The sequence below is a fragment of the Pseudoroseomonas cervicalis ATCC 49957 genome, from assembly GCF_000164635.1.
In the GTDB taxonomy this organism is placed as follows: domain Bacteria; phylum Pseudomonadota; class Alphaproteobacteria; order Acetobacterales; family Acetobacteraceae; genus Pseudoroseomonas; species Pseudoroseomonas cervicalis.
The window spans coordinates 1-1273 of the sequence record NZ_GG770910.1; the positions used below are offsets into that span (position 1 = coordinate 1).

Genomic DNA, 1273 nt, shown 5'->3' on the forward strand with positions numbered 1-1273 from the left:
GGCCCGCGGGCGCAGCGGTCTCGGGTGCGTCGGGCGCGGGCGGGCGGCAAGCCTTGGCAGCATCATCACTTCCTGTGGGGCCTGGGCCGCGCCGGCGGCCGCGCGCGGCGCAACGGGGGCTCGCGGGGCGGTCAGCCCAGCCGGTTGCGGATCCATTCCTCCGCCTCGGAGGACAGCCCGTCCCAGCTTGGCTCGCGCAGCGGGGTGACCAGCAGCGCGCCGCCGAAGCCCGCCCGCTGCATGGCGCCGCGCAGATGCTCGGTCAGGTAGCGGGCGGAGACGGCGCTCTCCACCACCAGCGAGCCGGGCAGCGTCATGTGCGATTCGGCCAGCTGCCAGACGGCATCCTCAAGCGCGGCGGCGCCGGCGGGCGGTTGATCGTGGGCAACCAGCAGAAGAGGCATGTCACGACCTCGCGGGAGATTTACGCCGAGTGTATCGGTCATGGCCGGGTTGCGCCAGAAGCCATGGCAGGGCAGAGCTTGGCCCATGCAGAGCCCCACCCCCCAGATCGTCAGCCATCGCGGCGGCGCCTTCCTGTGGCCCGAGAACAGCCTGGAAGCCTTCCGCAACAGCCTTGCCCTGCCGATCGAACAGGCGGAGTGCGACATCCACCTGAGCGCCGACGGCGTGCCGGTGGTGATCCACGACACCACGCTGCAGCGCACCACCGAGGGGCACGGGCCGGTGGCGGCGCTGAGCGCGGCGCAGCTGACCCAGCTGCGGCTGCGCGGCGCCGGGCACCTGAAGGTCCCGACGCTGGCCGAGCTGGCGGCGCTGTTCCGCGGCCAGCCGATGCAGCTGCAGGTCGAGCTGAAGACGCCGCCCGGCCAGGCGCCCGACCCCGTGCTGCTGCAGCGGACCCTGGCGGTGCTGGACGCGGCCGGCATCCGTGCCCAGTGCCGCATCATCTCCTTCGAGGCCGATCTCGCCGCCGCGGCGCGGCACGCCGGCGGGCTGGCCGGGGTGATCTGGCTGTTCGGCCCCAGCATGCTGGCCAGCATCGGCGCCGAGGGGGTGGTGGGCGTCGCCCGCGCGCATGGCTTCGACACGGTGGAGACCGAGATCGGCGCGCTGGACGCGGCGCTGGCCGGGCGGCTGCGCCAGGCCGGGCTGCGCATCGGCGTCTGGGGCGCCAACCACGCGCCGGGCATCGGCAAGGCGATGTCGCTCGGCGTCGACATGATGGCCACCGACGACCCGGTGCTGGCCCTGGCGCTGCGCGGCTGAGCCGGATGCGCCGCCGGCATCTCGGCCGCCTGGCGCTGCTGGC

Annotated in this window: 2 protein-coding genes; one reads left to right on the forward strand and one right to left on the reverse strand. The window is 74.4% G+C overall.

Annotated features, from left to right (window positions below; all coding sequences use genetic code 11):
• Positions 1-131: 131 nt before the first annotated feature.
• Positions 132-404 (reverse strand): hypothetical protein, encoded by a 273-nt coding sequence (locus HMPREF0731_RS20255; protein WP_007006088.1) that lies wholly within the window; start codon positions 402-404, stop codon positions 132-134.
• 85 nt (positions 405-489) lie between these two features.
• Between HMPREF0731_RS20255 and HMPREF0731_RS20260 the strand changes: the two genes are divergently transcribed.
• Entirely contained in the window at positions 490-1230 is a 741-nt protein-coding gene (locus tag HMPREF0731_RS20260; RefSeq protein ID WP_007006089.1) for a glycerophosphodiester phosphodiesterase, read from the forward strand.
• Positions 1231-1273: the final 43 nt, after the last annotated feature.

Coding starts and splice junctions, on each gene's coding strand:
- HMPREF0731_RS20260 (WP_007006089.1), top strand. CDS start 490: ATGCAGAGCCCCACCCCCCAGATCGTCAGCCATCGCGGCGGCGCCTTC.
- HMPREF0731_RS20255 (WP_007006088.1), bottom strand. CDS start 404: ATGCCTCTTCTGCTGGTTGCCCACGATCAACCGCCCGCCGGCGCCGCC.